Raw genomic sequence first — 23,123 nt, forward strand, 5'->3', positions numbered from 1 at the left:
GATTGAATTGTGATAAATGGGTGAGAGGTTAGTCATTTTAAGGTAATAATTGGTAATTGACGCAATTAACGAAAAAATGACGCAATCAAGGGTGGGAATGACGCAAATAATAAAATAATGACGCAATCCCCCTCGAAAATAACGCAATAAATTCAAAAACGACGCAATTTCCACCAAGTCATCCATTCCATCCAGAAATCAACCCTTCAAAAGTCCACTAATGCCTCTATTCCCACCATTTCAACACTAAATAAGCTCATCATGACCTCATTTTTATTACAAATTTCAATCGTAGTGGCACAATTGCCCCCTCGTTGTCACTTGATCCCCCTATCCCATAGACCACTATAAATTCAACACCTACGCATCTCCCAATCTAAAACATCACCAATATGCAAACATCTTTTCTCAATCTTTTTTAGAGAGACATACACAGACATGGTGCCTGAAACATAAGATTAGAGTACACTTGATTATTCTGTCAGTTTAAATGTTTAAAATTATGTATACAATTAGTGGTTTTGAGGCAGAATTGATTGTATGGAGGTGGAGGGCCCTATGTTAGATCAGGAACGTAAGGCGGCTTTAGAAGAGTGTATTGTTTGTCATGTTGAGAAGAAAGTTGGAATCCATCTATACACATCGTTTATCTGCACAGAGTGTGAGAATGAAATGGTTCATACAGAAACGACTGATCCTGTGTATAAATTATTCATACAGAGGTTGAAAAAAGTGAATACTCCTCAAATCTACTCATAACCAGATGGTATACATGGTTATGATTTTTTTTGTCAAGGAACCCCGTATACGATTCATAAGATTTGACGGCGCATGGAACAGCGGGATTGTGATACGATATGAATGGATATTTTTATTGAGGAGCTAGATCGAATGAAACGAGATCATACGAGAACCCCGCTTATTGAAGCGATAAGGAGACATCGGACCGCCAATCCTATTTCTTTTCATGTGCCGGGCCATAAGAATGGTTTATTGATGAGGGAAAATCATCCTTTTTTTCAGGGCGATCTGACAGAGTTAAACGGGCTGGATGATTTACATGATCCCCATGAGGCAATAGAAGAAGCAGAGGCTATGCTTGCAGATGTTTATGGTTCTATGAAGAGTTATTTTTTGGTGAATGGAAGTACAGTTGGGAACATAGCGGCGATTCTTGCTTCTTGTGAACCAGGCGATACGGTGTTTGTTCAACGGAATTGTCATAAATCGGTGCTGAACGGTATCAAACTCGCCCGTGCTGTGCCGGTATTCATTGAAACAGAGTGGAGTGACTTTGGGACCGCCCTTGGTATTCGGATTGAGGCGGTGAAGGCAGCGCTGAAGGAGTTCCCCCGTGTGAAAGCATGTGTACTGACGTATCCGACTTATTATGGATTCTCGTATACTATTAAACAGATCATTGAAGAAGTACATAAACACGATGTTACGTGTATCATTGATGAAGCCCATGGCGCTCATTTCACGCTTGGTTCACCTTTTCCGGAGTCGGCATTGGAATGTGGAGCCGATATTGTGATCCACTCGGCGCATAAGATGCTTCCGGCCATGACGATGGGATCGTATTTACATATTGGAAGTAAGCGGGTTAATGGACGAAAGGTAAAAGAGTATTTATCTATGCTACAATCAAGTAGTCCGTCGTATCCGATTATGGCTTCACTTGATTATGCGAGATCATATGTCGGGACGTTTTCTGGGGAGGATCTGGATCGAACGCTGCAGGACGTCAGTTTCTTTGTACAGGCAGTCGAACGAATCCACCCTCAGCTTACTGTTCAACAGTCACATGATCCTTTAAAGCTTATGATGAAGCTTGAAGGACGGACGGGATATGTTCTTCAGGGATTATTAGAGTCAGAAGGAATATATCCGGAACTTGCTGACCCTTCTCAAGTATTGCTGATTCTTCCTCTTGTAAAAAGGGACCTTTCGTTTCCATATGAAGAGGCGGTCAGCAGGATATCGAGTGCACTTAAGAAAGAGCCGGTTGTGGAGGTAAGCCCTGGGATAAAGTCAATCCCATTGGATAGGAAAAAGCATTTCTCTACTTTGGCGTTAACGCTGGAGGAAATGGACGGGAAGGCAGAAGTCCTTGTACCCTTGGAAGAATCCGAGGGAGAAATTGCTGCTGGCATGGTGACACCTTACCCACCGGGAATCCCTCTATTGGTACCTGGTGAAAGGATCACTGGCGAGATCATCCGGAGATTAGAAGAGTATATAGTGAATAAGGCAAACATACAAGGTCATCATCGTTTAGCTGACCACTGTGTGTTTGTGTATCGATTAGCGGAGGGAAACAGATGAAAAAAGGATTGTTCATTACCGTTGAAGGACCCGAGGGAGCAGGGAAATCAACGATATTATCAGAGTTGTATCACCGATTGGAACAGGATGGCTTCGATGTTGTTCTGACAAGGGAACCGGGTGGCATTTCGATTGCCGAGCAGATTCGGGAAGTCATCTTGAACACAAAGAACACAGAAATGGACAAACGGACAGAAGCCCTGCTATATGCCGCTGCGAGACGGCAACATTTGGTGGAGAAAGTGATTCCTGCCCTCGACGCGGGAAAGATTGTGATGTGCGACCGGTTCATTGACAGCTCCCTTGCGTATCAGGGGAATGCACGTGGAATCGGAATGAATGAAGTTATGGACATCAATCAATTTGCCATTGAAGATAAGATGCCGGATTTAACATTATATTTTGATATCGATCCCGAAGAAGGACTGAAGAGGATTGCTAAACATAATGGCAGAGAAGTGAATCGGCTGGATCTGGAATCGGTGGAGTTCCATACCCATGTGCGGGAAGGGTATCAGAAGGTGATCAAACAATACCCTGATCGTATCCGGATCGTCGATGCCAGTAAGAGTAAAGATGAGGTTTTTAATGATGCCTATGAAATCGTGACGAGGTACTTAAAGACGATTGAATAAAGAAGAGGAGGGCTCCAAGTAGTCCTCCTCTTTTTTAGATGAAGCATTGAAGTCTGTTCAATGATATAATAGAAGGAAGTAAATGGCTTTATAACGGAGGAATTTATTCATGAAGGTAATTATGGCAGTTGTACAGGATAAAGATAGCAATCGTTTGTCTAATGCCCTGATGGAACATAATTTTCGTTCGACAAAATTAGCGAGTACGGGCGGGTTTTTAAAGTCCGGCAATACCACTTTCATTATTGGTACAGATGATATCCGTGTGGATAAAGCGTTACAGGTCATTAAAGAAAACTGTCAATCACGTGAACAGATGGTGGCTCCTGTATCCCCTATGGGTGGAAATGCTGATTCTTATGTACCATATCCTGTTGAAGTGGCCGTCGGCGGAGCAACCGTTTTTGTTCTCCCTGTAGAGCAATTCCATCAGTTTTAAAGTGAGGGTCATCTTATGAAAATTAACCAAGACCATCGCGTGGCCATAGATAGTGTAGGGAAAGACCAGAGATCCACCGGCACGGGTCAAGTTAAATTCGGACAGCTTGTTCAGAAACATGACCAGAAATTGCAGATGGACCAGCTCAATAAGCTTCTCACGACTATAGAGGATGCCGGCAGCCGTTTAGCTCAATCCAGGACATTCAAGGACCTTGCCAAGTATAAAACATTGGTGAAGAAGTTTGTGCGGGAAGCCGTCGATTTTGGGATGGATCTGAAGCAGTCCCATACATGGAATCAGTATGGGGAAGGGCGGAAGCTCAATATCGTTGAAACAGTTGATCAGCATCTTGTGGGTCTAACAGAGGATGTATTGGATAAAGAAAAGAAATCCATTGATATATTAGGGAAAATCGGGGAAATAAAAGGTCTCCTTATTAATCTTTATATGTAAGAGAGTGATGTTAAGACATGTTGTTTGAAGAGATACAACCATTTCAGCCCGTCGTCCTTCAGATGCTGCAGAATAGTATATTGAAGGATCGTGTCGCTCATGCTTATTTATTCGAGGGTGAAAAAGGGACACGAAAGAGAGAAATGAGCATTCTGTTTGCCAAAGCTTTGCTTTGTCTCAACCAAGTGGGCGGTAAACCTTGTGAAGAATGCACCAACTGCAAAAGAATCAATCATGGGAATCATCCGGATCTTCACATTGTTGAGCCTGATGGTCTATCGATAAAGAAGGATCAGATCAAAAGCCTTCAGGAAGAGTTCTCGAAAACGGGTGTAGAGTCCAAGAAGAAAATTTACATCATCGTTCACGGAGATAAGATGACGGCGAATGCGGCTAATAGCCTACTTAAGTTTCTTGAAGAGCCTTTAGCGGATACAACTGCGATCCTGATCACGGAAAATATTCATCGGATCCTGCCTACCATTCTTTCGCGCTGCCAGACGGTTTCATTTAAGCCGTTGCCGAAAGAGCAGCTGACAAAACAGTTATTGGAAGAAGGGATTCCACCCCATTTTGCCACCCTCGCAGCCAACTTGACGAACCATTATGAGGAAGCTGTAGAAATATGTCAAAATGAGTGGTTTGCACAAGCAAGAATAATAGTGTTAAAATTATATGAAGTCCTCCAGAAAAGTCCCTTCCAAGCAATGGTCAAAATACAAGAGGATTTTGTACAGCACTTCAAAGAAAAAGATCAAGTCGATCGAGCATTGGATCTTTTACTTCTAATATATAAAGACTTACTTCATATCCAGCTGGGAAAAGAAGAACAGCTCGTGTACCCGGACCAAAAGGAAAACTGGAAATCAAACGCACTTCAAGTGTCTACGAATCGTCTTTCTACTAATATGACGGTGATACTTGAAGCAAAACGCAAATTAAACGCCAATATGAATTCGCAGCTGCTAGTAGAACAGCTTATGCTAAAACTGCAGGGGTGATGGTCCTTTGTACGATGTTGTAGGAGTTCGCTTTAAAAAAGCGGGTAAAATCTATTATTTCGATCCGGGTGAATTGGACATTCAAAAAGATTGCTATGTAATCGTTGAAACCGTCCGCGGAGTCGAATTTGGAAAAGTAGTCGTAGAGAGAAAACAAGTCGGAGAAAACGATGTAGTACTTCCATTGAAGAAAGTGATTCGGATCGCCGATCAAAAAGATCGTTTGATCGTAGATGAGAATAAGTCATCTGCAACGGAAGCCTATAACGTATGTTGTGATAAAATTAATCAGCATCAATTGGATATGAAATTGGTAGATGTAGAATATACATTCGATCGCAATAAAGTCATATTCTATTTTACGGCTGATGGACGTGTTGATTTCCGAGAGCTGGTGAAAGATCTGGCCTCCATTTTCCGTACGCGCATTGAACTTCGTCAGATTGGCGTTCGTGACGAAGCAAAAATGCTGGGTGGTATTGGTCCTTGTGGCCGCATGCTATGTTGTTCTACCTTTTTAGGGGATTTTGAACCTGTATCCATCAAAATGGCGAAGGATCAAAATCTATCCCTTAATCCTACGAAGATTTCAGGTTTATGCGGACGATTAATGTGCTGTCTGAAATATGAGAATGACGAATATGAAGCAGCGAAAGAAGAATTACCTGATATCGGAGAAGTGATTAAAACACCTAATGGAAAAGGTAAAGTGGTAGGTCTTAATATTCTTGAGCGTATTCTTCAGGTAGAAATAAAAGAAGAAGAACGGGTTCTTGAATTCACATTAGATGAAATTATGAACGAGGGTGCCGTATCATTCCAAGCCACAGAGTAACGGGGTGTAGTGTCGTGGATAAGAAAGAGTTCTTTGATTCAGTCAGTAACATGGAACAACAAATTGGTCATTTATATCATCAATTAGGTGAGCTCAAACAATGCCTAGCTGAAATGTTAGAGGAGAATAACTCTCTGAAGCTTGAAAATGAGCATTTGCGCCGTAGACTGGAACAAACAGAGAACTCACCAAAAAAGGTACAAACAAACAGCGATGCGGGTACGACGGGTGAGTCAGACTTAGAAGATAAAACACTGGATATCGGAGAAGGATATGACAACCTTGCCCGACTATACCAGGAAGGATTCCATATTTGTAATATACATTTCGGAAGTCCCCGTAAGGATGAAGATTGCCTGTTCTGTCTTTCTTTCTTAAACAAGAAATAAGGAACGTTTCATTCTTTGGAATAGAATAAAGACTAAAAAGGACTAATCCATACAAAAGGATTGGTCCTTTTTAATCGAAAGGCTGTTTTCGCAAAGATTGTTGCTGTTCACATACCAATTAAGATTTTCGATGCTCTGTCTTTTAAGTTGTGGTGCAGGGAACTGCTTCGCTTTCCACGCCCGTTTTCCGTAGGAGTCTACGCAGTTCCCTTCACCCTCTAGAGTAGTAAGTGTTGACAGAGCAAAATAGATCGTGAAAATCGGTTGTGGAAGGGTAATGTACGATTAAATAAAATCGTTCTCTACAACAAATGAAAAAGCAGTGGCATAAGCAATCTCCACATTTTCTTTATGGTTTTAAAACATAGTTGATTGGAGCGGAAGGTGCTCGACTCCTGCGGGAAACGCTGGACAGGTGAGACCCCGCAGGGCGAAGCCTGAGGAGGCTCACCGCCAGCCCCGCGGAAAGCGAGCACCTGTAGCGGAAATCAACAGCCACTCGCTACATCCAAAAGCAACAATGTTTATGAAAACAGCCAATCGAAAAGTGCAGGCGGCTTGAAAAGTCCCAAAGCGGAAACAACATATAATAGAAGCAAAAATGGAGGAAACCTATGGTTCAGTTAAAAGAAGATGAACGTTTGGATTACTTATTGGCTGAAAACATGAGGATTATTCAAAGTCCATCTGTTTTCTCCTTTTCTACAGATGCTGTCCTATTGGCCCATTTCAGCTATTTACCGGTTAATAGAGGGAAAGTGGTTGATTTGTGTTCTGGTAATGGTATCATTCCTTTATTACTAAGTGCCAGAACCAATGTAGAGATTACGGGTGTGGAAATTCAGGAACGATTGTTTGATATGGCTCAAAGAAGTATCGAGTATAATGATCGCCAAGACCAGATATCCATGAAAATGGGAGATGTAAAGGAGATTAATCGACTGCTTCATCATTCACATTATGACGTTGTGACATGTAATCCACCCTATTTCAATACGCCCCCAGGGGATAAGAGAAATGTGAATGAGCATTATGCCATAGCCCGACATGAAATCCTATGCACCCTTGAGGATACGATCAAAGCTTCAAGCTATCTGTTGAAGCAGGGAGGGAAGGCTTCCTTCGTTCACCGCCCGGGTCGCTTGATGGATATCCTCTCATTAATGAGGAAGCATCGTCTTGAACCAAAGCGCCTGCGCTTTGTTTATCCGAAGCCGGGAAGAGAAGCCAACACCATATTAATAGAAGGAATAAAAGATGGGAAACCAGACCTAAAAATCCTTCCGCCATTATATGTATACGATGAAAAGAATGAGTACTCTAAAGAAGTACATGATATGCTATTTGGACATAATGAAAATACCCAAACGTAATGCAGGAGGTGAGCTTTACAATGAATCAGCAAAAAAGTTTTCAAGATAGTGATAAAGGAAGCTTGTATCTTGTCCCTACGCCGATAGGGAATTTAGAGGATATGACCTTTCGTGCCATCCGTATGATGAAGGAGGCATCAGTGATTGCAGCCGAAGATACAAGAAATACAAAAAAGCTGTGCAATTATTTTGAGATTGACACGCCTATCATTAGTTATCATGAGCATAACAAAGAAACAAGCGGGCAGAAGCTGATTGAACGAATGGAAAGGGGAGAGCTCGTTGCCCTTGTAAGTGATGCAGGAATGCCTTCGATTTCAGATCCAGGTTATGAACTGGTGAAAGAAGCCATCGATCACGATATTGCTGTCATCCCACTACCCGGGGCGAACGCTGCCCTTACGGCTTTGATCGCTTCTGGCCTATGTCCCCAGCCGTTTTATTTCTATGGATTTTTACATAGGGGGAAAAAAGATAAAAGGGCTGAGCTTGAAACACTCAAATCATTGGAAGACACATTTATCCTTTATGAGTCTCCACACAGATTAAAGGAAACATTAAAGGAATTGTATACAGCCTTGGGGAACAGACAAATCGTTATCTGCCGTGAACTTACAAAGAAATTCGAGGAATTCATCCGAGGGACACTTGAAGAGGTCATGGAATGGGCAAATGACGGGGAAGTACGTGGAGAGTTTTGCCTTTTGATCGAAGGGGCGGGCCCCATGGAGAAGGTACAGGAAGAAGAGTGGTGGAGCAGCTACTCTCTTCAAGAGCATGTTCAGCACTATGTAAATGAAAAAAGCCTGTCTTCGAAAGAAGCCATCAAACACGTTTCCAAAGAGCGATCCCTCCCGAAACGTGAAGTGTATCAAGCCTATCATGTTGAATAAAAGCCGTTTTGCAAAAGAAAAAAAGCCTGAGTTCAGTCACTCAGGCCTTTTAATATGTTAACAACAAATTATTTTGATTGTAATGATTCCTGGATTTCTTTCAGTAATTGATCTGCACCTTCACGGCTAAGAACTAATTTACCGTTGGCAAGCTTGATGTTATCATCAGAAACTTCCCCAGTAATTTGGCAAGTCATGCTTGGCTTATACTTCTTTAAGATGATTCTTTCATCATCCACATAAATTTCCAAAGCATCTTTCTCAGCAATACCTAATGTACGGCGTAATTCGATTGGAATAACGACACGACCTAATTCATCAACTTTTCTTACAATACCTGTAGACTTCATTTGAGAATCTCCTCCAAATAAATATGATTTATCTCTATCTATTTCGTCAATATTCGACAAATTTCTTTAACTGATACTATCATACCAACGATTGTAAATCTCGTCAATAATTAAATCTGTAAATTATTAATAAAAAATGGATGTTCAAAGACTGTTGTAATAAGCTTTACGCTTTATTGTAAAATATTGTATTACCAATTAAATATTATTGTAAAGAAAGTAATAGAAGGTGATTTTGTCGAATTTTCATTCATCAAATTATTTTTTCGACATAATTCGACAGAAACGAAGTGTCATTTCGACAAAATTCAATATTAGCATTGTTTAGTTGCAGAAACCCTTTATTTTAGGTATATTTTGATGAGATAAGAGGTTAAGATGATAGGTAAGTGTCTTTTAATTGGATGTTTATAACAAACTTACCGCTATAAACCATTCGGAGGCTTTTTTGGCTTTATGGGGGTAAATGAAAAAGAGGAGGAATAAAAAGTGGAAGAAAAGTTGAACACCTTCTATATTACAACACCGATTTATTATCCAAGTGGAAATTTACATATTGGACATGCATACACCACGGTTGCAGGTGATGCCATGGCCCGCTATAAGAGAATGCGTGGATTTGATGTCATGTATCTTACAGGAACGGATGAACATGGACAGAAGATCCAAAGAAAAGCTCAGGAAGAGGGAATTACTCCTCAAGCATATGTAGACGGCATTGTGAGCGGAATTAAAGATCTTTGGGGGAAATTAGATATATCTTATGATGACTTTATCCGGACAACGGAAACGCGCCATAAGGATATTGTCGAAAAGATCTTCAATCAGCTTGTGGAGCAGGGTGATATCTACTTGGATCAGTACGAAGGATGGTACTGTACGCCATGTGAGTCCTTCTTTACTGAAAGACAATTAGAAAACGGGAATTGTCCTGATTGTGGGCGTCCGGTTGAAAAAGTAAAAGAAGAATCGTATTTCTTTAAAATGAGTAAATACGTCGATCGACTTCTTGCTTATTATGAGGAGAATCCGGACTTCATCCAGCCGGAGTCACGTAAAAATGAGATGGTGAATAATTTCATTAAGCCTGGATTGGAAGACCTGGCCGTGTCCCGTACGACCTTTGACTGGGGAGTGAAGGTTCCAGGAGATCCTAAGCACGTGATCTACGTTTGGATCGATGCCCTCTCCAACTACATTACCGCTTTAGGTTACGGAAGCGAAAATGATGCCAACTACTTAAAATATTGGCCGGCTGATGTACATCTCGTAGGGAAAGAAATTGTCCGTTTCCATACAATCTATTGGCCGATCATGCTGATGGCATTAGACCTGCCCCTTCCGAAGAAGGTTTTCGCTCATGGATGGCTTCTGATGAAAGATGGAAAGATGTCCAAATCAAAAGGGAATGTCGTGGATCCCGTAACCCTCATTGATCGTTATGGTCTTGATTCCCTTCGTTACTACTTGTTAAGAGAAGTGCCGTTTGGCTCTGACGGGGTCTTCACTCCGGAAGGATTTGTAGAAAGAATCAATTTCGATCTGGCCAATGACTTGGGCAACCTGCTAAATCGTACAGTAGCCATGATCAATAAATATTTTGATGGTGTCATTCCAGCTTACGTTGATTCTAAAGGGGAATTTGATCAAGCCCTCCTTGCTATGAATGATGAAACCGTCAAGAAGTATGAAGATGCGATGGAGAACATGGAGTTTTCAGTAGCCCTATCGAGTCTTTGGCAGTTAATCAGCCGTACGAATAAGTACATTGATGAAACCCAGCCTTGGGCCCTTGCGAAAGATGAAAGCAAAAAAGAAGAGCTTGGCAGTGTCATGAGTCATTTGGCAGAATCCTTAAGAAGGGTAGCCGTTTTATTGCAGCCATTCTTGACAAGGACTCCAAAGAAGATTTTTGAACAGCTGAATCTACATGATGAAAAAATGCATACGTGGGAAAGCTTGGAGCAATTTGGAACCATTCCGGCAGGCACCGAAGTAGTCAAAAAAGGAGAGCCGATTTTCCCGCGTCTTGAACTCCAAGAAGAAGTAAGCTTTATTAAAGATAAAATGCAAGGTTCAGCCCCGGTTGAGGAAGAAAAGAAAGATACACCGGTAAAGGAAGAAGCAGAGGAAATCGATATCAATGATTTCATGAAAGTCGAGCTTCGCGTAGCGGAGGTTATTGGAGCGGAACCGGTTAAAAAAGCCGATAAGCTTCTAAAGCTGCAATTGGACCTTGGGTTTGAAAAACGTCAAGTCGTATCCGGGATTGCTAAGTTCTATCAGCCAGATGAACTGGTAGGGAAAAAAGTGATATGTGTGACGAACTTGAAACCGGTAAAACTTCGTGGGGAGCTTTCACAAGGAATGATCCTTGCAGGAGAAGAAAATGGAACATTGTCTCTTGCTTCCATCGATCAATCTTTACCTAATGGAACAAAAGTAAAATAAGTCATTCATATGGTTTTAAGGTAAAGGGATGTTCCACGTGGAACATCCCTTTGCTATATTGAAATAATTAATTATTTATCTATAGTAGGGATCTATTTCTTTTTCACTATGTTGGAATAATTATTCATTGAGGAAGAAGCAGATTATTTTGGTTCTCCATCTGAAATGGTAGAATGAAAGCGGACTGGAAACGGAACAGATTAAATAAAAAATACCCATAGTAACCATAATATGTAATACGAATGTTACATGAATGTGATGCTTGTCATGCGTTTTTATATTAAACTTATCTTTATTACAAGGAGTGTCTTACATGCTATTTGATACACATGTACATCTGAATGCCGAACAATTTGACGAAGATCTGGAGGAGGTAATTTCAAGAGCAAGAGAAGCTGGAGTTGAAAATATGGTGGTCGTCGGTTTTGACCGGCCAACGATTGATCGCGCCATGGAGCTCATAGGTCAGTATGATTTCTTATATGCCGCGATTGGGTGGCACCCAGTGGATGCAATTGATATGAAGGATGAAGATCTTGTTTGGATAGAAGAGCTTTCCCGACACCCTAAAGTAGTGGCCATAGGGGAGATGGGGCTTGACTATCACTGGGATAAATCCCCGAAGGATGTTCAAAAAGAAGTATTTCGGAAACAGATTCAATTAGCTAAGAAAGTGAAACTCCCGATCGTTATACACAACCGTGATGCTACACAGGATATAGTGGATATTCTGAGGGAAGAAGGAGCAGATGAAGTTGGTGGAATCATGCACTGCTTCAGCGGAAGTCCGGAAATTGCCCAGGAATGTGTAGATATGAATTTCTATATTTCCCTTGGAGGTCCCGTAACCTTTAAAAATGCAAAGAAGCCAAAAGAAGTAGCAAAGGAAATTCCTTTGGAAAAGCTTCTGATCGAGACTGATTGCCCTTATCTGGCCCCTCATCCATACAGAGGGAAGAGGAATGAACCGGCTTACGTCAAGCTTGTGGCAGAACAAATAGCAGAACTGAAAGAAGTGTCATTGGAAGAAGTAGAGAAGATGACAACAGAAAATGCAAAGAAATTATTCAACATAAACTGACATCAACATTTGTCGAGAATTGAGAGAGCTTGTCCAAATAGGAAATGAAAACAAATAGTTCTACATAGGAATCTTGTTTCATAGGATAAACGTGTCGATAACTCTCTCTTTTCTTTTTCTTTCATTTTCTGCATAATATGTTTTGTGTTCCCCGGGTTGTAATATTTTGCTAGATTAGGTTAGAAGAAGTAAGGGTTGACAGTCACTGGATAACTCTATATAATCACTCCGAGAAAAGGAGGCGTTTTTCATGAACTTTAAAGCCATGAAAAGCCTGTTTTCCAAGTCTTTGAGTCGAAGGAAATGGATTGTTACAATTGGAACATTGATAACATCTGCAGCTGTATTTGGAATTCTTTTTTATGAAGGATCGAAGAACACTGTAGCATTGACCTTAGACGGCGAGCAAAAAGAGATTAGGACGCATGCAAACACGATTCAGGATATATTACAAGAATTAGAGATTTCACCCCGCTCAGAAGACTATTTGTACCCCTCGGGGAATACGAAGGTTTCAAATAATATGAATGTTGTTTGGGAACCGGCAAAACAGGTAGGGATCACAGTAGGAGGCCAGGAGAAAAAATTCTGGACGACTGCAGATACAGTAAAAGAGTTACTCTCTGAAAATGACATTCAAGTAGGAGAACATGATAAGGTCCAACCCGGCTTATCAGAAAAAGTAACAGGGAACATGGATGTAAAGATTGATACCGCATTTTCACTTAAGCTTGTAAACGGTGGAAAAGAGCAAAAGGTATGGTCTACTTCGACTACGGTCGCTGACTTTTTAAAGCAACAAGGAATTACACTAAAAGATTCAGACCGTGTTGAACCAAGTTTAGACAAAGTTGTTAAAGCAAATGATGTCGTAAATGTCGTTCGAGTTGAAAAAGTCACCGATGTAGTGGAAGAGACAAAAAATTTCACCGTTATTTCCAAGAAAGATTCTGACCTTTCCAAGGGGAAAGAAAAAGTCGTTCAAGAAGGTAAAAACGGAAAGATTGAAAAGAAGTATGAAATTGTAAAAGAGAATGGCAAAGAAGTTTCCAGAAAATTGCTGAGTGAAAAAGTAGTGGAAGAAAGCCAGGATAAAATCATCAATGTCGGCACAAAGGTTTTAGTGGCCCAGGTTTCACGGGGAAGTTCATCCTCAAGTTCAGCTTCAGCCGCTCCAAGTGGAGGCAGGGAATTCTATGTCAGTTCAACCGCATACACAGCTTCATGTAACGGATGTTCCGGACATACGGCAACAGGCATCAATTTAAAAGCCAATCCAAATGTTAAAGTGATTGCAGTTGATCCTTCCATCATTCCTTTAGGTTCAAAGGTTTATGTAGAAGGGTACGGCTATGCCGTCGCCGCAGATACAGGAGGAGCGATCAAAGGGAATAAGATCGATGTATTCTTCTCATCCAAATCAGACGCGTATCGATGGGGTAGAAAAACCATCAAGGTGAAAATACTGAACTAATAGCAGGGAGTTTTCCTGCTTTTTTTTTATTTCTTGGTTAAAACCGTTATAATAGCTTTAGGTTTTCATTTATTAGACGAAATGAAAAGAAGAAATGTTTCAACTTTTTTGGAGGAATTATGAAAATTAAAGAAATCATCGTAGTTGAAGGGAAAGATGATACAGTTGCGATTCAGCGCGCCGTCGATGCGGATACGATTGAGACGAATGGTTCTGCTGTGTCCCCTGCTACAATAGAGAAAATCAGACACGCTCAGGAAAAAAGGGGCGTTATCATATTTACGGATCCGGATTATCCGGGAGAACGAATCCGGAAGATTGTGGCGGAAGCAGTGCCGGGATGTAAGCATGCCTTTGTACATAAGAAGGACGCACTGCCTAAGTCGGGCAGGGGGATAGGTGTTGAACATGCGACCCCTGATGTCATCCGGGAATCCTTAAGGGAAGCTCATTTACTCGATACTGAGCAGGAGGAAGTCATTTCGAAAGAAGATCTAATCGATGCCGGTTTGATCGGCAGTCCTCAGTCCAAGGACCGGCGGGTAGCACTTGGTGAGAAGCTGAGAATCGGCTACACTAATGGGAAACAGCTCCACAAACGATTACGGATGTTCAATATTCAAAAAGAAGAGTTTACACAAGCGTTAATGGAAATCATTCAGGAGGAAGAACATGCATAAAGATATTGCTACACCGCTACGCACGAAAGAAATCCTTGCCAAGTATGGATTTTCGTTTAAGAAAAGCCTGGGTCAGAATTTTTTAATCGACCCTAATATCCTAAGGAACATAACGGAACACGCAGGTCTATCAGAGAAAACAGCAGCCATTGAAATCGGACCAGGCATCGGAGCCTTGACAGAACATCTTGCACGCACGTCAGGGAAAGTCGTGGCCTTTGAAATCGATCAGCGGCTGATACCAATCTTGGACGATACCTTATCACCTTATGATAATGTGAAAATCATCAATGAAGATATCCTGGAAGCGGATGTCGAAGCGATTATTAACAAAGAGTTCGAAGGGTTCGACGATATTATGGTCGTGGCCAATCTTCCGTATTACGTCACAACGCCTATCATTCTAAAGCTATTGATGGAGAGACTCCCTATCAGGGGAATATGTGTCATGCTCCAAAAAGAAGTGGGAGATCGTATATCCGCCCAACCAGGGACAAAGGCTTACGGATCCCTTTCGATTGCTATACAGTATTATACAGAGGCTGAGATGGTCATGACTGTTCCGAAGACGGTCTTTATGCCCCAACCGAATGTTGACTCTGCCGTCATCCGTCTAACGAAGCGTGAGAAGCCTCCTGTAGATGTAATCAGTGAAGACTTCTTGTTCACCGTTACACGCTCGTCTTTTGCTCAGAGAAGAAAGACGATCTTAAATAACCTGACAAGTCAGCTTCCTCAAGGCAAAGAAAAAAAGGACGTGATCCTGAATGCTTTGTCTACAGCAGGGGTGGAACCTACACGTCGTGGGGAAACACTGACGATACAAGAATTCGGTGCGTTAAGCGATGCATTATACCCACATTTCAAATGAAAATCCAAATGGCTAAACGCGAAGATGCGTTTAGCCATTTTTGTTTACGTGGACACTTTAAGCTCAATCCCATTTTATTGGCACCTAATATTCCAGGGATGCATAGGTTATCACAGGGAATATATATTTACTTGATGGAGAAGGGTAGGGCATATGCTGATCCTCCTCGGCTTGTTGATTTCCTTTTTTGATTTCTCAACGAATGTTTAGCCCATGGGAGTGACTGATGTGAATATCGAAATCAATGATGTCGTAGGTCGCCTTTCATATCACTGTGATATTTTATTCAGGGTAATAGATATCCGCATGATAGATGGTCATAAAACGGCAGTACTGTATGGTGAAGATTTCCGATTGATAGCGGATGCTCCTTTTCATGATTTGAAGAAGATGGACCCCAGGGAACAGGATCGGATCACGAAGGAGTTCCGTTCAAAGGAAGAACAATCCTTAGATCTGTTCCGACAGGATATAGAGCTTCTTAAGTATAAGCAGGAGTACAGGGTGACGAATGCTTATCGAGACGATTACAACTATTTCCAAGTTCCGGGGAAAGTGCTTCATCTTGATGGAGATCCCAGTTATTTAAGAAAATGCCTAGATCTTTATGAGAAAATTGGAGTTCCGGTAAAAGGTGTCCACTGCAGCGAAACAGAGATGCCTCAACAAATCGGGTCCCTTATCGATAAATATAGACCGAATATCATCGTATTGACAGGTCATGACGCCTATTCCAAGTCGAAAGGGGCAAAGGCTGACATAAACGCCTATCGACATTCGAAATATTTTGTTCAAGCAGTAAGAGAAGCCCGTAGTAAATCCCCTCACCTGGATCAGCTTGTGATCTTCGCAGGGGCTTGTCAATCCCACTTTGAGTCCCTGATCCATGCAGGAGCCAACTTTGCAAGTTCTCCTTCAAGAGTCAATATCCATGCTCTGGATCCAGTGTATATTGTGGCTAAGATATGTTTTACCGGGTTTAAGGATTCGGTGAATGTGTGGGATGTCATCCGAAATACATTGACGGGGGACAAAGGATTGGGTGGCATCGAAACGAAAGGTGTCCTTCGTACAGGAATGCCATACAAAATCACGGAAGATGAATAAGAAAGGTTCGACAAAACCTTTGAAGACCTTGCAATTTATGCGAGGTCTATTTCATTTTGATGTGACATATATTGGTTAGGTGTTGAATTTTTCTTCATTGTCACGACTGGTCAAAGTTCTTTTAAAAGGCTTTTTTCGTATACATTGTTGCTTTTGAATATAGCGAGTGGCGGTTGATTTCCGCTACAGGTGCGCTTTCCGCGGGGCTGGCGGTGAGCCTCCTCGGCTGCGCCTGTGGGGTCTCACCTGTCCAGCTCCGGCGGCTAGAGGCTCGAGGTCATAAGCTAAATTGGGCCAAGAAGGCAAAAAACGCCTTCATGGCCCATTCATCTTATGCTGGTCGCCTCTGACCAAGCCGCCTCCGCTTTAATTTGTTTACATAATTTTTCATTGTATGGGGAATGTTAGAGATGTAGAAAAAACGTATTTTTTGTTGAATAAAATATATTGACAGGTGTTCATGATTCTTGTTAAAATAATAAATTTATTTGACTAAAATTACATAATGTGTTATATTTAATAACAGTGAGGTGGAAGCGAAATGCCAAAAACATTAGCCGACATTAAAAGATCCCTTGATTCTAATCTGGGGAAACGTTTAATGCTTAAAGCAAACGGTGGACGTCGAAAAACAATTGAGCGTTCAGGTGTTCTAGCCGAAACGTATCCTTCTGTATTCGTGGTTCAACTGGATCAAGAAGAGAATGCGTTCGAACGAGTTTCTTACAGCTATGCAGATGTTCTCACTGAGACAGTTCAATTAACATTTTATGATGAAGCAACAGGAAATATCATCTTTAGCCAGCAGTAGACAATTGTTTGCTGCTTTTTTATTTGTTTAAACATACATGTTTTACATAATATCTTTCGTCATTTTTTGACCTCCTATACACATACTAAATATGTGGTGCATTTTGAAGGAGGTAGACAATGAGTAGAAGAAGAGGAATTATGTCTGATCAATTAAAAGAAGAAATCGCTCAGGAATTAGGATTTTACGATGTTGTTCAGAAGGATGGTTGGGGTGGAATCTCGTCCCGTGACGCTGGGAATATGGTGAAACGCGCAGTTGAGCGCGCAAGTCGGCAACTCTCAGAAAGCCAGCCAAACTAACTCTTATTACACAATTGGATTACATCTTTTATACGTACCATATGTAAAGGGCCGTCTCAAAGTGTCATGCTTTTGGGCGGCCTTTGTTTCGTTTAACATCAGACTGTCTTTCCTATCATTACTTTACGTGATAAAATAACATACTTGTATGAGTATGTTAAGAAGTTAACACTCCCTATAATGAAGTGTATGATACAATATAAAAAAGAGTATTGGTAAGAAGGTGATGATATGAGGTTATTAGTGAAGGCGCCGGCAAAAATTAACCTATCACTTGATGTTTTACATAAACGTTCAGATGGTTACCATGAAGTTGAGATGGTTATGACGACAATCGATTTAGCGGATAGAATTGAACTCACGAATCTTTCAGATGACACGATCAAAATTCTTTCGCACAATCGATTTGTACCGGACGATGGAAGGAATCTTGCTTATCAAGCTGCACAGCTCCTTAAAGAGAAAATGAACATTAAGAAGGGTGTAGCCATTTCCATCGATAAAGTGATTCCTGTCGCCGCAGGCTTAGCAGGGGGGAGCAGTGATGCAGCTGCGACGTTAAAAGGTTTGAATCGTTTATGGGATTTAGGCCTGAGTATGGACGAGCTTGCAGAGCTTGGTGCAGAAATTGGTTCCGATGTATCTTTTTGTGTTTACGGAGGTACCGCTTTAGCGTCGGGCAGGGGAGAGAAAATCAAACATCTTCCTGCTCCTCCGAACTGTTGGGTGATTCTTGCAAAACCGACAATAGGTGTTTCAACAGCGGATGTATATAAAAATTTAGATCTGAAAAATATGACACATCCGAATACAAAGGCAATGGTTTCTGCCTTGGAACATGGGAATTATCATGATATTTGCTCCAATCTTGGGAATGTTCTTGAATCGGTTACATTGGATATGCATCCAGAGGTTTCCCAGATCAAAGATCAAATGGAGCGTTTTGGCGCCGACGCCGTTCTGATGAGCGGAAGCGGTCCTACAGTATATGGATTGGTGCAATATGAATCAAGGCTCCATCGAATCTACAATGGTTTAAGAGGCTTTTGTGACCAGGTATTTGCGGTGCGAATGCTTGGAGATTAAGAACCCTTGCCGAAATCCGTATATTAATGATATATTTACTTTATAATATTCGGATTTAGGAGGTTTCTTTGGTGAAGTTTAAGCGCAGCGAACGATTGATTGATATGACGCACTATTTATTAGAACGGCCCCATCAACTTGTGCCTTTGACTTTTTTCTCGGAACGGTACGGTTCTGCCAAATCTTCCATCAGCGAAGATTTGACGATTGTGAAGGAAACATTTGAAGGACGGGGTGTCGGTACGGTTCAAACGGTTCCCGGGGCTGCAGGTGGAGTGAAATACGTTCCAAAGGTGAACAGTCAGGAAGCGAAAGAAATGATCGAAGAGTTATGTCTCCATCTGGAAAGCTCCGATCGCCTTTTACCAGGCGGGTACCTATACATGACGGACCTCCTTGGGAATCCTCAGCTCATGAAGAGTGTCGGGAAATTGCTGGCATCTGCTTTTGCAGAGAAAGATATCGATGTCATCATGACAGTGGCGACAAAAGGGATACCGATTGCTAATGCGATTGCTTCTTACTTGAATGTTCCCGTTGTCATTGTCAGACGCGACAGCCGTGTCACCGAGGGGTCGACTGTAAGCATCAATTATGTTTCGGGTTCATCGAAGAGAATCCAATCCATGGTGCTTTCAAAGAGAAGCCTGAAGGAAGGTTCTAAAGTATTGGTTGTCGATGATTTCATGAAAGCAGGGGGAACCATCAATGGAATGAAGAACCTGCTGGAAGAGTTTTCTGCTACTTTGTCCGGAATTGGGGTATTGGTTGAATCCAACAGCCTGGACGGTCGACTGGTGGATGATTATGTATCATTGTTAAAATTATCCGATGTCAATGAAAAGGATAAGCAGATTTCGTTAAAAGAAGGAAATTATTTTGAATCCAATCTAACATTTCTACCATAAGGGGAGGCGTTTAGCATGCGTGTAGTGTCTACTAAGGAAGCACCAGCAGCAATTGGTCCATATTCGCAAGGCATTGTCGTGAATAACCTGTTTTACAGTTCAGGTCAAATCCCATTAACATCCGAGGGGACGATGATTGAAGGTGATGTTGCAGATCAGACACATCAAGTCTTTCGCAATCTACAAGCCGTGCTATCGGAAGCCGGTGCATCATTGGAAACGGTAGTCAAAGCAACGGTTTTCATTAAAGATATGAATGATTTTGGAACGATCAATGAAGTATATGGGGAATATTTCAGTACTCATAAGCCTGCCCGTTCTTGTGTAGAAGTAGCCCGCTTACCTAAAGATGCACAGGTTGAAATAGAAGTAATTGCACTCGTGAAGTAATATTCACGGGTGTTTTTTTGTACCAAAATGGAAGTGTAGTTCAAATGAAACAGAAAAAAGATGAGAAAAATAAAATTTTTCAAAAAATTTTACAATTTAAGAAGGAATATCTATTAAATTCGTTGAATACATACAGTAGATTTCATCTAGGGAAAAAGGTGGTGAACAGAATGGAAGTAACAGACGTAAGATTACGCCGAGTAAACACCGACGGTCGCATGAGAGCTATCGCATCTATTACGCTGGATAATGAATTTGTTGTTCATGACATTCGCGTTATTGATGGGAACAATGGCTTATTTGTAGCAATGCCAAGTAAGCGGACTCCAGATGGAGAATTCCGTGATATTGCTCATCCAATCAATTCGGGTACTCGCGGTAAGATCCAAGATGCCGTTTTAGCTGAGTATCATCGTTTAGGAGAGCTGGAAGAAGTTGAGTTAGAAGAAGCTGGGGCTTCCTAATTAAGATTTATAGCATCAAGAGCCTACTTTTGTAAGGCTCTTTTTTTTGTCTATAGAGTCCTGCGGTTCTTACGTTTTTTGTATACCCAAGCAAATAAAGAGTTGAAACCTCAAAAGATAGAATTTTTGTATTTTTGAGGTAAAGAAAATTCGACATGGGTTTTGGTGGGCCTTTCCGGGTTACTCGTCTTAAGCTTGTCGCCCCAGAGCAGCCCCTTCCGCTTTTCTCCATGTCCAGCTTCGGCGGCTAGAGGCTCGAGGTCATAAGCTAAATGGACCAAGAAGGCAAAGAGCGCCTTCATGGCCCATTCATCTTATGCTTGTCGCCTCTGACCAAGCCGCCTCCGCTTTTCTAATGACAAATATATGTACTTTTATATGAATCCTTGAAATGATAAAGTTTTTAGGATATATTCGTTATGGATAAAAAGGTTATTGGAGGACCAAAAATGACAAATCGATATGCCGTTATATTAGCTGCCGGACAAGGGACGAGAATGAAGTCAAAGCTTTATAAAGTTCTTCATCCAGTGTGTGGCAAGCCGATGGTGGAACATGTGGTCGACCAAATTTCAACACTACATATAGAGAAGACTGTCACGATCATCGGTCATGGTGCCGAGCTTGTGAAGTCACATTTAGAAGGTAAGAGTGAGTTCGCTCTTCAGGCTGAGCAATTAGGAACGGCACATGCCGTTATGCAGTCGGAAGATGTCCTGGGTGACTTGGAGGGTACGACTTTAGTAGTGTGTGGTGATACACCGCTCATTAAAGGAGAGACGATGGAAGCATTGGTGAAGCACCATGAGGGTCAGGGCGCCAAAGCGACCATTTTGACAGGTCATACAGAATCCCCAGATGGATACGGACGAATTATCCGTAACCAGGATGGGTTAGTTGAGCGCATTGTGGAACATAAGGACGCGACGGAAGCAGAAAGAAGCGTTAAGGAAATCAACACAGGAACATATTGTTTTGATAATAAAGCGTTATTCGACGCATTGAAGAAGGTGTCGAATGATAATGTACAAGGTGAGTACTACCTTCCGGATGTCATTGAGATCCTTCAATCCGAAGGTGAAATCGTGAGTGCGTATCAAACAAGTGACTTCGATGAGACGCTTGGTGTCAATGATCGTGTGGCCCTTTCTCAAGCGGAGATTACAATGAAAAAGCGCATCAATGAGTACCATATGCGTAACGGCGTAACAATTAAAGATCCGAACAATACGTATATCGATGCGGATGTGACAATTGGAAGGGATACGGTTATCCTGCCTGGAACCGTTCTGAAGGGAAATACAGCAATTGGTGAAGACGCCTTAATCGGTCCGAACTCAGAAGTGAAGGACTGTCAGATCGGAGACCGGACGGCAGTGAAGCAGTCTGTCGCCCATGACAGCTCGATTGGTTCGGATGTTCAAATCGGGCCATTTGCCCATATTCGCCCCGCTTCCACTATTGAAGATGAAGTGAAGATCGGTAATTTTGTCGAGATCAAGAAAGCGACATTTGGTAAAGCGAGTAAGGCCTCACACCTAAGCTATATTGGTGATGCTGAGGTTGGTCGCGACGTCAATATCGGGTGTGGATCTATTACCGTGAACTATGATGGGAAGAACAAGCACCTGACGAAGATAGAAGATGGTGTATTTGTCGGCTGTAATTCAAATCTGGTTGCACCTGTCAATGTAGGGAAAGGGGCATATATTGCCGCTGGTTCTACAATCACCGAAGACGTTCCAGGTGAGTCTCTATCGATTGCTAGGGCTCGTCAAGTAAACAAAGAAAATTATGTTCAAAATCTAAATCATAAGAAATAATTGGAGGTCCACAATGCCAAACTCTTATATTAATTCCAAATTGAAAATTTTCTCTCTTAATTCAAACTACCATCTCGCAAAGGAAATCGCTGATGAAGTAGGTGTGGAATTAGGGAAATCGTCTGTTAAACGTTTTAGCGACGGTGAAATCCAGATCAACATCGAAGAAAGTATCCGTGGTTGTGACGTATTCGTCATTCAATCTACTTGCCAGCCCGTAAATGAAAACCTGATGGAACTTCTCATCATGGTAGATGCGTTGAAGCGTGCTTCTGCCAAGACGATTAACATCGTGATGCCTTATTATGGTTATGCCCGTCAAGACCGTAAAGCAAGAGCGCGTGAGCCGATCACTGCTAAATTGGTGGCAAATCTACTGGAAACAGCCGGTGCTACACGTGTCATCACGTTGGACCTGCATGCTCCTCAAATTCAAGGTTTCTTTGATATCCTGATCGATCACCTGATGGGTGTGCCGATCTTAGCGGATTACTTTGAGGAAAGAGGATTCAATACTGAAGATCTTGTCATTGTATCTCCTGACCATGGAGGGGTGACAAGAGCTCGTAAGCTTGCAGAGCGTCTGAAAGCTCCAATCGCGATCATTGATAAGCGTCGTCCGAAGCCAAATGTGGCAGAGGTGATGAATATCGTTGGTAACATCGATGGGAAAATCGCGATCTTGATCGATGATATCATCGATACTGCCGGTACGATCACACTTGCAGCCAATGCGTTAGTAGAAAACGGAGCAAAAGAAGTGTTTGCATGCTGTACGCATCCGGTTCTTTCCGGTCCTGCCATCGAGCGTATCCAAAACTCTAATATTAAAGAGCTGGTTGTAACAAATTCGATTCCACTTGGCGAAGAGAAAATGATCAGTAAAGTGAAATCCCTGTCTGTGGCTCCCCTGATCAGTGAAGCGATCATCCGGATCTACGAACAGCAGTCTGTCAGCACACTTTTTGATTAAGAA

General features: G+C 41.8%; 25 protein-coding genes. 24 read left to right on the plus strand and 1 reads right to left on the minus strand.

What is annotated here, in order from left to right:
• The first annotated feature begins 558 nt into the window (after positions 1-558).
• The 10 genes from KYJ26_RS22835 (at position 559) to rsmI (ending at position 8,349) form a co-directional block, all read left to right on the plus strand.
• Positions 559-759, plus strand: coding sequence for a sigma factor G inhibitor Gin (locus tag KYJ26_RS22835; protein WP_257475207.1), 201 nt, complete (start codon positions 559-561; stop codon positions 757-759).
• 132 nt (positions 760-891) lie between these two features.
• Positions 892-2,328, plus strand: a complete 1,437-nt coding sequence (locus KYJ26_RS22840) for an aminotransferase class I/II-fold pyridoxal phosphate-dependent enzyme (RefSeq protein ID WP_219170331.1) — start codon at positions 892-894, stop codon at positions 2,326-2,328.
• Complete coding sequence (gene tmk, locus KYJ26_RS22845) at positions 2,325-2,963, plus strand: dTMP kinase (RefSeq protein WP_219170333.1); 639 nt, start codon at positions 2,325-2,327, stop codon at positions 2,961-2,963. Before KYJ26_RS22840 ends, tmk begins: the two co-directional genes overlap by 4 nt.
• A 109-nt stretch (positions 2,964-3,072) precedes the next feature.
• Positions 3,073-3,402, plus strand: a complete 330-nt coding sequence (locus KYJ26_RS22850) for a cyclic-di-AMP receptor (protein ID WP_206858016.1) — start codon at positions 3,073-3,075, stop codon at positions 3,400-3,402.
• A gap of 15 nt (positions 3,403-3,417) precedes the next feature.
• Positions 3,418-3,858, plus strand: coding sequence for a YaaR family protein (locus KYJ26_RS22855; RefSeq protein WP_219170335.1), 441 nt, complete (start codon positions 3,418-3,420; stop codon positions 3,856-3,858).
• A gap of 17 nt (positions 3,859-3,875) precedes the next feature.
• Positions 3,876-4,859, plus strand: a complete 984-nt coding sequence (gene holB, locus KYJ26_RS22860) for a DNA polymerase III subunit delta' (protein ID WP_219170337.1) — start codon at positions 3,876-3,878, stop codon at positions 4,857-4,859.
• A 7-nt stretch (positions 4,860-4,866) separates the two neighbouring features.
• A complete protein-coding gene (locus KYJ26_RS22865) occupies positions 4,867-5,694 on the plus strand; it encodes a PSP1 domain-containing protein (protein WP_219170339.1) in 828 nt (275 codons plus the stop codon).
• Between the two features lie 14 nt (positions 5,695-5,708).
• Positions 5,709-6,083, plus strand: coding sequence for a DNA replication initiation control protein YabA (gene yabA, locus KYJ26_RS22870; protein WP_148971327.1), 375 nt, complete (start codon positions 5,709-5,711; stop codon positions 6,081-6,083).
• 614 nt (positions 6,084-6,697) lie between these two features.
• Positions 6,698-7,456, plus strand: coding sequence for a tRNA1(Val) (adenine(37)-N6)-methyltransferase (locus KYJ26_RS22875; protein ID WP_219170341.1), 759 nt, complete (start codon positions 6,698-6,700; stop codon positions 7,454-7,456).
• 20 nt (positions 7,457-7,476) lie between these two features.
• Positions 7,477-8,349, plus strand: coding sequence for a 16S rRNA (cytidine(1402)-2'-O)-methyltransferase (gene rsmI, locus KYJ26_RS22880; protein WP_219170343.1), 873 nt, complete (start codon positions 7,477-7,479; stop codon positions 8,347-8,349).
• Between the two features lie 68 nt (positions 8,350-8,417).
• Here rsmI and KYJ26_RS22885 read toward each other — a convergent pair whose 3' ends face one another.
• Complete coding sequence (locus KYJ26_RS22885; protein ID WP_034762946.1) at positions 8,418-8,699, minus strand: AbrB/MazE/SpoVT family DNA-binding domain-containing protein; 282 nt, start codon at positions 8,697-8,699, stop codon at positions 8,418-8,420.
• A gap of 489 nt (positions 8,700-9,188) precedes the next feature.
• On the opposite strand from KYJ26_RS22885, the gene metG reads away from it, so the two are divergent.
• The 14 genes from metG to KYJ26_RS22955 all read left to right on the plus strand — a co-directional run bounded on the left by metG (position 9,189) and on the right by KYJ26_RS22955 (position 23,120).
• Positions 9,189-11,150 (plus strand): methionine--tRNA ligase, encoded by a 1,962-nt coding sequence (gene metG, locus KYJ26_RS22890; protein WP_219170345.1) that lies wholly within the window; start codon positions 9,189-9,191, stop codon positions 11,148-11,150.
• A gap of 313 nt (positions 11,151-11,463) precedes the next feature.
• Positions 11,464-12,231: a TatD family hydrolase gene (locus KYJ26_RS22895; protein WP_219170347.1), complete on the plus strand. Its 768-nt coding sequence runs from the start codon at positions 11,464-11,466 to the stop codon at positions 12,229-12,231.
• Between the two features lie 250 nt (positions 12,232-12,481).
• Positions 12,482-13,705: a ubiquitin-like domain-containing protein gene (locus KYJ26_RS22900; protein ID WP_257475208.1), complete on the plus strand. Its 1,224-nt coding sequence runs from the start codon at positions 12,482-12,484 to the stop codon at positions 13,703-13,705.
• A gap of 119 nt (positions 13,706-13,824) precedes the next feature.
• Complete coding sequence (rnmV, locus tag KYJ26_RS22905; protein ID WP_219170349.1) at positions 13,825-14,385, plus strand: ribonuclease M5; 561 nt, start codon at positions 13,825-13,827, stop codon at positions 14,383-14,385.
• Complete coding sequence (rsmA, locus tag KYJ26_RS22910) at positions 14,378-15,256, plus strand: 16S rRNA (adenine(1518)-N(6)/adenine(1519)-N(6))-dimethyltransferase RsmA (protein ID WP_219170351.1); 879 nt, start codon at positions 14,378-14,380, stop codon at positions 15,254-15,256. The genes rnmV and rsmA overlap by 8 nt, the downstream gene beginning before the upstream one ends.
• Before the next feature lie 228 nt (positions 15,257-15,484).
• Positions 15,485-16,363, plus strand: a complete 879-nt coding sequence (yabG, locus tag KYJ26_RS22915; RefSeq protein WP_219170356.1) for a sporulation peptidase YabG — start codon at positions 15,485-15,487, stop codon at positions 16,361-16,363.
• Positions 16,364-16,904: 541 nt separating this feature from the next.
• Entirely contained in the window at positions 16,905-17,174 is a 270-nt protein-coding gene (gene veg / locus KYJ26_RS22920) for a biofilm formation stimulator Veg (protein ID WP_032085220.1), read from the plus strand.
• A 119-nt stretch (positions 17,175-17,293) separates the two neighbouring features.
• Positions 17,294-17,476, plus strand: a complete 183-nt coding sequence (locus tag KYJ26_RS22925) for a small, acid-soluble spore protein, alpha/beta type (RefSeq protein ID WP_219170358.1) — start codon at positions 17,294-17,296, stop codon at positions 17,474-17,476.
• Positions 17,477-17,707: 231 nt separating this feature from the next.
• A complete protein-coding gene (ispE, locus tag KYJ26_RS22930) occupies positions 17,708-18,562 on the plus strand; it encodes a 4-(cytidine 5'-diphospho)-2-C-methyl-D-erythritol kinase (protein ID WP_219170360.1) in 855 nt (284 codons plus the stop codon).
• A 71-nt stretch (positions 18,563-18,633) separates the two neighbouring features.
• Positions 18,634-19,470 (plus strand): pur operon repressor, encoded by an 837-nt coding sequence (gene purR / locus KYJ26_RS22935; protein WP_219170362.1) that lies wholly within the window; start codon positions 18,634-18,636, stop codon positions 19,468-19,470.
• A gap of 15 nt (positions 19,471-19,485) precedes the next feature.
• Positions 19,486-19,860, plus strand: a complete 375-nt coding sequence (locus tag KYJ26_RS22940; protein WP_219170364.1) for a RidA family protein — start codon at positions 19,486-19,488, stop codon at positions 19,858-19,860.
• Positions 19,861-20,030: 170 nt separating this feature from the next.
• Positions 20,031-20,324 (plus strand): septation regulator SpoVG, encoded by a 294-nt coding sequence (gene spoVG / locus KYJ26_RS22945; protein ID WP_032085215.1) that lies wholly within the window; start codon positions 20,031-20,033, stop codon positions 20,322-20,324.
• A gap of 449 nt (positions 20,325-20,773) precedes the next feature.
• On the plus strand, positions 20,774-22,147 hold the full coding sequence (glmU, locus tag KYJ26_RS22950) for a bifunctional UDP-N-acetylglucosamine diphosphorylase/glucosamine-1-phosphate N-acetyltransferase GlmU (RefSeq protein WP_219170366.1): 1,374 nt from the start codon (positions 20,774-20,776) through the stop codon (positions 22,145-22,147).
• Between the two features lie 13 nt (positions 22,148-22,160).
• Positions 22,161-23,120, plus strand: coding sequence for a ribose-phosphate diphosphokinase (locus KYJ26_RS22955; RefSeq protein WP_060674223.1), 960 nt, complete (start codon positions 22,161-22,163; stop codon positions 23,118-23,120).
• Positions 23,121-23,123 lie beyond the last annotated feature (3 nt).

This window comes from Rossellomorea orangium (assembly GCF_019334305.1).
Lineage (GTDB): Bacteria > Bacillota > Bacilli > Bacillales > Bacillaceae_B > Rossellomorea.

Excerpts from the sequence above, each read along its gene's own strand:
- KYJ26_RS22835 (WP_257475207.1), top strand. The coding sequence starts at position 559 with ATGTTAGATCAGGAACGTAAGGCGGCTTTAGAAGAGTGTATTGTTTGT.
- holB (WP_219170337.1), top strand. The coding sequence starts at position 3,876 with ATGTTGTTTGAAGAGATACAACCATTTCAGCCCGTCGTCCTTCAGATG.
- KYJ26_RS22900 (WP_257475208.1), top strand. The coding sequence starts at position 12,482 with ATGAACTTTAAAGCCATGAAAAGCCTGTTTTCCAAGTCTTTGAGTCGA.
- rsmA (WP_219170351.1), top strand. The coding sequence starts at position 14,378 with ATGCATAAAGATATTGCTACACCGCTACGCACGAAAGAAATCCTTGCC.
- KYJ26_RS22895 (WP_219170347.1), top strand. The coding sequence starts at position 11,464 with ATGCTATTTGATACACATGTACATCTGAATGCCGAACAATTTGACGAA.
- rsmI (WP_219170343.1), top strand. The coding sequence starts at position 7,477 with ATGAATCAGCAAAAAAGTTTTCAAGATAGTGATAAAGGAAGCTTGTAT.
- spoVG (WP_032085215.1), top strand. The coding sequence starts at position 20,031 with ATGGAAGTAACAGACGTAAGATTACGCCGAGTAAACACCGACGGTCGC.
- KYJ26_RS22955 (WP_060674223.1), top strand. The coding sequence starts at position 22,161 with ATGCCAAACTCTTATATTAATTCCAAATTGAAAATTTTCTCTCTTAAT.
- glmU (WP_219170366.1), top strand. The coding sequence starts at position 20,774 with ATGACAAATCGATATGCCGTTATATTAGCTGCCGGACAAGGGACGAGA.
- ispE (WP_219170360.1), top strand. The coding sequence starts at position 17,708 with ATGAGGTTATTAGTGAAGGCGCCGGCAAAAATTAACCTATCACTTGAT.
- tmk (WP_219170333.1), top strand. The coding sequence starts at position 2,325 with ATGAAAAAAGGATTGTTCATTACCGTTGAAGGACCCGAGGGAGCAGGG.
- KYJ26_RS22940 (WP_219170364.1), top strand. The coding sequence starts at position 19,486 with ATGCGTGTAGTGTCTACTAAGGAAGCACCAGCAGCAATTGGTCCATAT.
- rnmV (WP_219170349.1), top strand. The coding sequence starts at position 13,825 with ATGAAAATTAAAGAAATCATCGTAGTTGAAGGGAAAGATGATACAGTT.
- KYJ26_RS22925 (WP_219170358.1), top strand. The coding sequence starts at position 17,294 with ATGAGTAGAAGAAGAGGAATTATGTCTGATCAATTAAAAGAAGAAATC.
- KYJ26_RS22885 (WP_034762946.1), bottom strand. The coding sequence starts at position 8,699 with ATGAAGTCTACAGGTATTGTAAGAAAAGTTGATGAATTAGGTCGTGTC.
- KYJ26_RS22840 (WP_219170331.1), top strand. The coding sequence starts at position 892 with ATGAAACGAGATCATACGAGAACCCCGCTTATTGAAGCGATAAGGAGA.
- KYJ26_RS22850 (WP_206858016.1), top strand. The coding sequence starts at position 3,073 with ATGAAGGTAATTATGGCAGTTGTACAGGATAAAGATAGCAATCGTTTG.
- KYJ26_RS22875 (WP_219170341.1), top strand. The coding sequence starts at position 6,698 with ATGGTTCAGTTAAAAGAAGATGAACGTTTGGATTACTTATTGGCTGAA.
- KYJ26_RS22855 (WP_219170335.1), top strand. The coding sequence starts at position 3,418 with ATGAAAATTAACCAAGACCATCGCGTGGCCATAGATAGTGTAGGGAAA.
- veg (WP_032085220.1), top strand. The coding sequence starts at position 16,905 with ATGCCAAAAACATTAGCCGACATTAAAAGATCCCTTGATTCTAATCTG.